At 49.1% G+C, this 5,997-nt stretch carries 7 protein-coding genes; 1 reads left to right on the forward strand and 6 read right to left on the reverse strand.

Features of this window, described 5'->3' with window-relative positions; genetic code table 11:
- Positions 1 to 312 (forward strand): hypothetical protein (locus Q1B11_RS19810; RefSeq protein WP_299735670.1); only part of this gene is annotated, 312 nt, incomplete at its 5' end.
- On the opposite strand, the gene Q1B11_RS19815 is transcribed toward Q1B11_RS19810, so the two are convergent.
- Genes Q1B11_RS19815 through Q1B11_RS19840 form a run of 6 tightly spaced genes read right to left on the reverse strand, consistent with a single transcriptional unit; the run spans position 300 to position 5,756 of the window.
- Positions 300 to 689 (reverse strand): hypothetical protein, encoded by a 390-nt coding sequence (locus Q1B11_RS19815; protein ID WP_299735673.1) that lies wholly within the window; start codon positions 687 to 689, stop codon positions 300 to 302. The genes Q1B11_RS19810 and Q1B11_RS19815 overlap by 13 nt on opposite strands.
- A 29-nt stretch (positions 690 to 718) precedes the next feature.
- On the reverse strand, positions 719 to 3,691 hold the full coding sequence (locus Q1B11_RS19820) for a tape measure protein (RefSeq protein WP_299735676.1): 2,973 nt from the start codon (positions 3,689 to 3,691) through the stop codon (positions 719 to 721).
- A gap of 15 nt (positions 3,692 to 3,706) precedes the next feature.
- Positions 3,707 to 4,450, reverse strand: coding sequence for a hypothetical protein (locus tag Q1B11_RS19825; protein WP_299735678.1), 744 nt, complete (start codon positions 4,448 to 4,450; stop codon positions 3,707 to 3,709).
- Positions 4,451 to 4,488: 38 nt separating this feature from the next.
- Entirely contained in the window at positions 4,489 to 4,899 is a 411-nt protein-coding gene (locus Q1B11_RS19830; RefSeq protein ID WP_299735680.1) for a hypothetical protein, read from the reverse strand.
- A complete protein-coding gene (locus Q1B11_RS19835) occupies positions 4,877 to 5,473 on the reverse strand; it encodes a hypothetical protein (protein WP_299735682.1) in 597 nt (198 codons plus the stop codon). The genes Q1B11_RS19830 and Q1B11_RS19835 overlap by 23 nt, the downstream gene beginning before the upstream one ends.
- A complete protein-coding gene (locus tag Q1B11_RS19840) occupies positions 5,463 to 5,756 on the reverse strand; it encodes a major capsid protein (RefSeq protein ID WP_299735684.1) in 294 nt (97 codons plus the stop codon). The genes Q1B11_RS19835 and Q1B11_RS19840 overlap by 11 nt, the downstream gene beginning before the upstream one ends.
- Positions 5,757 to 5,997 lie beyond the last annotated feature (241 nt).

Below are 5,997 nucleotides of genomic sequence, written 5' to 3' on the forward strand. Positions count from 1 at the left end.
TCCGAGAAAGGGAAGGCTTGCAAGAAGGCTTACGCACAGTCCGAGAAACGAAAGGCTTCCCAAAAAGCTTGGGCACAGTCCGAGATAGGGAAGGCTTACCAGAAGGTTTACAAAGCAGTTTTGAGAAGAACCGGTGATAGAGAACAAGCACAAATCGCTGGTAAGCAAGCTGCTGCCCTTATACGAAAAACAAATATAGCCAAGAATAATGAGGTTGGATCAACATCCATTTCTCCTCTCCCCCGCCGCTTTTCAGTCGTCAAACTGAAGGAATATTTACAGTCCCGATCGAACCTATCTCACCCTGAGTGAACGGTCAGTAATCGAAGGGTCAGAAGATATTGATCGCTGTCCTCTGGATAGGCGAACGGTAAGACCTGCTGTGCTTCTACGGGAGCACCGTTAGAGCGATCAAAGATAACGGTGAACTGTCGGCTATCCGGGAGCGTCAACGTCATGGTTTTATTGGCCGCTTTGCAGAGAGCAAACAGGTTCTTGACCATCAGTCGGGAAACCCAACCAGCCTCACCATTGCCAGATAGAATAATAGAGCGACCTTGCTTTAATTCACTTTCCTGCACCAACAAAGCCCCGGTCAAACTGCGCTCTATATTTTGCTCTACAGGGTTCCAGTCGAACTCATTAACCCAGAGCAAATCATCTGGCAGGGTAATATCATCCAGCTGCATAGCGCTATCCTTTCGCTCAAGGCTGCCCTTTAAAGCGTCCTCATACCTGCGTTTTTCAGAGCTTCCAGTAGTTTGATTTCATCGGTAGGCGCAATACCCACATTCACACCACCATTTGGGTATTCAAGCCGGATCACTTTCTGTGGTGATTGTTTTTCAATTCTGGTCGGCGTTGCTGTTTGGGTAACCTGATCTTGTTGACGAGCATTCCTTTTTTCTTGCTGTGCCTGCTTGCGTCGCTCGCTGTATATCTGTTCACTGACCTGTAGAGCTTTATTCAGGTTCTTGATGGCCTGCTGGTCGCCACTGACAACTGCTTCTTCTTTTTGGGCTTTGAGGTCATTTTGTCGGTTTTCATAACGGCGTTTCTCAATATCATCCTGCTTGCCCTGAAGTTGATCTAACTCATCTTGCAGGCTATCGAGGGTATTGCGTGAACTGTCGCCTAATTGCGACATGGTTTGTTCTGCGGAGAGAATGGCGTTATTGAGGCGATCCAGATCCTGGTTATTGAGCAGATTTAGAGTTTCAGCGGTGCGCTCTCCTTGTTGTACAAAACGTCGAGCAGTGACTTCGCCCTGTTCATAGCTTCCCAATAGTTCTTCCAGAGCAATTTTTTGCTGTAAAAATTCCTTTTTAACAAACGCTGCGTTTCTAGCAGTTTCCGTCATCCAGGTGGATATACCGACAAAATCGCCAACAGGGTTGTATTTCAGCTTATTCAGCTGATCGTTAGTTTCCTGAAGTTGATTTTTGAGTTCCGATATTCCATCGATGGCAGTATTAGCCTGGACACTTCCAATATTGCCCATATTCACGAAGGCATCGTGGGCGGCTGCACTCATACCCATTAATTCAGAGGTGAGATGGTTGTAATGCACGGCCATGGCTCCGGCCATACTTTGAACGGAGGTTTCCTGCTGCTTCGCGGATGACTCTGCTACATCACCGGTGTCTTTTAATGCTTCTTTGGTTTTTTCTGATTCAGCCGCTAACTCGGCCAGTTTTTGCCGACTCGCTTCCGTGGCTTTGGTGTACTCCTCAAGGGAAAGCGTACCCTCAGTGAACGCCTCCGCAATAGCTACGCCAAGGCTGGCTAACTCTGTTCGGGTTTCTGCGCCGTTGATCTGATTGATGGCATCTGCTGCATCCGCAAATGCTGTTTTGGTGGTTTCTGCAGTCTGCTTTGCGGCATTGCCCGTTTCTTCGATGACTTCCTGATAACGGTTCTGTTCCTTGCGAATCATCTCCGCCGTTATTTTATTTTCACGACGTATGTCTTGTTGACTGTTTTGATGCTTTCTGGACAGTTCATCGTAGATGCTAATCAGAGAGTCTTTGGCATCATTGGCATCTTCTGCGGTTTGTTTGGCGAACTCATTACCAAGAGAACGGAGATAATGGGTAGTACCTTGCAGGCTTTTGACAATGTCATCAGCACCCATCACCTCGGCTATTTTTCCCCAGCCGTAGATGATCTCACCGATGGTATAAAGAAATGCAGAAGCAAAACCCTTGACCGCTAACGAGAAGCTGTTGAAGAAAAACGAGACAGTGCTGCTGGTGATGGTAAAGGTGGTTTTCAGCTTATCCATCACTGTGGTGATCGTTGTAAAGCCGGATTGCAGCCTGGTCACAAATTCCTCAAAGGTAATACCCGACAGTGCATCCTGGATGGCATTACCCATGGCAACAAACGCATCGCTGATCTTCTGTGCCAGAGCCTGAATCCGGCCATCTTTATTCATCGCCTCGATTTTCAGTGCCAGATCACCCAACAGATTTTTTACATATTCAAGAGCGCCGCTGTCAGCAACTTCATCCAGAAAGTAGCTCCAGCTATCCTTCAAGTTACTGACATAACCAGACAGTAGCGTCATATTCTTAGCCGCAGCACCGTCTGCGCTTTTACCGATCTCCTTGATAAGCTCGGCGATAACATCACGTCCGAGTTTGCCAGCCTCTGATAGCTTGCGAAGCTCCAGGGCGTTTTTGCCGGTGACGCTTTCAAGCATTTCCCAGACCGGAATGCCCCGCTCAACCAATTGCAGGATTTCCTCGCCCTGTAAGCGCTGCTTGGCCCAGGCTTGCCCGATGCCGACAGAAATACCCCGCAACCGATCAAAGCCACCGCCCAGTTTGGAAGTCTGATCCACTATGGCTTGCATCGTGCCATCCATGGGATCGAGACCAAACGCTTTTAGTCGTACAAAAGCTTCGGAGACTTCTTCCAACTGGAAAGGTGTGTTCTTAGTGAAGTCTTTGATCCAGGCCAGTGCCCGGTCGCCTTCTGCCATGGAGCCCATGATGGCTTCCAGCTGAACGCTGAGACGTTCAAACTTATCACCCGTGGTGAGAATTGACTCAATGCTGCGCTTGATGGTGTACAGTCCAGCTGTCGCCGCCACCAACCCGGCAAAGCGTCGGGTTAAACGACCAATACTCGATGATGCCTTTTCAGCATCTCTGGCTACATTTTTTAAACCAGAACGTCGGAAGTTCCGCGAGGCTTCTTTTACTCGTCGGGTTGCTTTACCAAAAGCGGCAGATGTTTCCTGAACCTCCCGGGTGACTCTGTCCTGTTGCCGCGCTAAGTCACGGTTTGAAAGCCCAGCTTGCTTTAACCCCTGACGTAACTCAGCCAGTTTGTGCCGCTGCTGTTGATATGACTGGTTGGCAGCCGTTACCGATTTTCTGGCTGACTCAAGCCGGCGCTGCAACGTCTTGGTGGGTTTCTCAGCCTGCTGATATTCCCGCGCTAACCCTTCAACCTTACCCTCTGCTTCCCTGAATGCTCTGCCCGCTTCACGAACGGCCACTGTCTGCTTTTGGAAAGACGACAGTAACCGCTGCTGTTTTCCCAACTCAGTAAGATGGCTCTTGAGCGTTTTCGCTTCACCACGCAGGGACTCCAGCGAAGCGGCTGATTCTTTAACCGGACGTGACAGGGTATCCCGCGCTTTCAGTACCAGCCGAAGCGCGGTTTCTTTGATGGAAGGCATAGGCGACTCGGTGGGTTATCGGGCAAGATCCAACTGCATGAAGGGACTCAGGCCCTGGCCAGTAACGGTTGGGTCCGACAGCACATCTAATTGCAGTGGAATATTGGCAAAGTCATCGGAGATAAAGCCCAGGTTTTGCACTGGAGAAAACTTCACACGGTGAACCCGGATATTGAAGGGCAACCCTTCCTGGGCATCGTTCAGTCCTTCCATAAACAGAACGAATTCACGACCGGACTCCACCAATGCCTGGACCATGTTAGTGGCCAACGGTGTGTAACTGACTTTGACGCCTTGATCATCAATTCCACCGCCATCAATGACTTTGATACCGGACTGGGTCAGTTCGTAATCCTCTCCGGCCACCAGTGCTGTTTCCAAGCTGTCTTTTACCGTAATTGGCTGTTCCCGATCCGGCAGTCGTTTAAACGGAATCAATTCACCGACAACGCCATGACTGACCAACTCTTCATCCGTTACTGCACTGGTGCTGCCATTGGTGACATTACCTCGCAGTGCCAGTGAAATATTGCTAGCGGTAAAGTCATGGGCGACAACATTGGCGGTAATACCCGACACTCGACTGATAACATTGCGATTACCCCCACCACCCAGATAGTTTTTCAGTTCCTTACGATCTTCTTCAAAGCTGAAGGTAAACTCGCTGACATTGCCAATGGGCAATAAAGGGGCTGACTGGTCATAGGGCTGGATATGAATACTACCTGCGCCAATAAAGCTACGATCCACTGTGGACATAGGATGCTCCTGCATTTGAGGGTGTTTTGGGAATAGATTTAGAGAATGACATCGATGGTCAGCTGAATATCTGCGAAGGAAAGGTGACCATGATTCGGGGCAATATCGAACTGGGTTTCACTAAATTGAACAGTGCGAGCTTCTGGTGTAAATCGTTCACTACTGGCGAACAGCTCCCTCACCAAGCGGGTCAGGTCCATCAAAGTGTAAGTGCTGTCTTCATCCGTTTTGATCACCACACTGACATTCAACGCCATGCTCATTTTTCTGCGGCTGCCCTGTCGGCCTTGCTCTTGTATAGATTCCAGTTGAACCAACATCGCCGGAGTGGGCAGTTCATCATTCAACCCGAGCGCGGAGTATCCCAATAGAACAGTCGATGTCACTTCAGTCAGACGATAAACAAGCGCTTCAACAATTCTGGCTTCAGGATTCGATGTTGAAGACATAGTTGAGCTCCTGCTCCATCAACGTGGCAAACCGGTCAAGCAGTACCGGTTCCAGCTTCCGCAACACGTCACTGGCCGAATGCCAGATAGCCACTTCTTTCTTTTCCAATGGCAGGCCCATCCACATCATGCGACCGGATTTTTTAGAGCGTTGGAATTTGTGCTGCCAATCGTCTCTTCGTTTGAACACCATGGGATGGGTAGCATTCACCGGCTGCATCAGAAAGGCGCCTTCCCAAAAATGGCGGCCAGTTCTCACCCCTGTTTTAGACGGCACTGGCTTACCCAGATAGTGAGCAGGGATATCCAGAGCACCAATCCAAATCACCAGGCTGTAGTGCTTTGATGCCCGATCGCCGGGTTTATAAAGTGACACCCTGACTCGCCCCAGAGACTTCAGCACCTTCTGAGTGATGTTCTGTTGTCTTGCTAACTCTCTCAGTACTCTGCGCTCTGCAAACCGGGAGAGTTTGCGAAGAGATCGGGCGATGGCTTTACTGACTATCTCCGGTGCAGAGTGAAACTGTTCAATCAGCTCATCCACAGTGCTGTCCAATTCCAGATCAAGCTTCATGGAGCCGCCACCAGATCATTTGACCGTTGTCTTTCAGTTTGCAATCCACCGTCCATTGCTGATCGGCGGATTGAACTGAATCACCTCGCTGCAATCTCCATTCAGCAGGCAAGCTCACCACCGTAACCGTTTGTAGAACTGCATCAAACTGGCTCACTAGGACCAGCTCTTTCACATACTCATGAGCCACCAGAGCGTCGTAGAACTCCCGTCCACAGAAGATTCTGAGCCCTGAGTAGTGTTGAGCCCCCAGCGCTTGACCCACTTTACGACGCAGCTTCACACATTGAATGCGTTAGTCAGGCTAACCAGCAGGTTATGCAAAATGGACGTATTACCATCTATCCTACATTTGACAATTCAGGGTAAAATCTTTAGGTGCACGATAGCTTTATTTTCTACTGTTTCCAGAAGATTGCCCTCTAATACCAATTCTGTTTTTAAATTAGGCTCTTCAGGGATATCTGTGGGTAAAAAATGAACTGATTTAATGAAAAAAAGCACCAGCGATCAATTTCTGATAG

The organism is uncultured Endozoicomonas sp. (genome assembly GCF_947495845.1).
GTDB lineage: Bacteria > Pseudomonadota > Gammaproteobacteria > Pseudomonadales > Endozoicomonadaceae > Endozoicomonas.

Coding starts and splice junctions, on each gene's coding strand:
- Q1B11_RS19815 (WP_299735673.1), bottom strand. CDS start 689: ATGCAGCTGGATGATATTACCCTGCCAGATGATTTGCTCTGGGTTAAT.
- Q1B11_RS19820 (WP_299735676.1), bottom strand. CDS start 3,691: ATGCCTTCCATCAAAGAAACCGCGCTTCGGCTGGTACTGAAAGCGCGG.
- Q1B11_RS19825 (WP_299735678.1), bottom strand. CDS start 4,450: ATGTCCACAGTGGATCGTAGCTTTATTGGCGCAGGTAGTATTCATATC.
- Q1B11_RS19830 (WP_299735680.1), bottom strand. CDS start 4,899: ATGTCTTCAACATCGAATCCTGAAGCCAGAATTGTTGAAGCGCTTGTT.
- Q1B11_RS19835 (WP_299735682.1), bottom strand. CDS start 5,473: ATGAAGCTTGATCTGGAATTGGACAGCACTGTGGATGAGCTGATTGAA.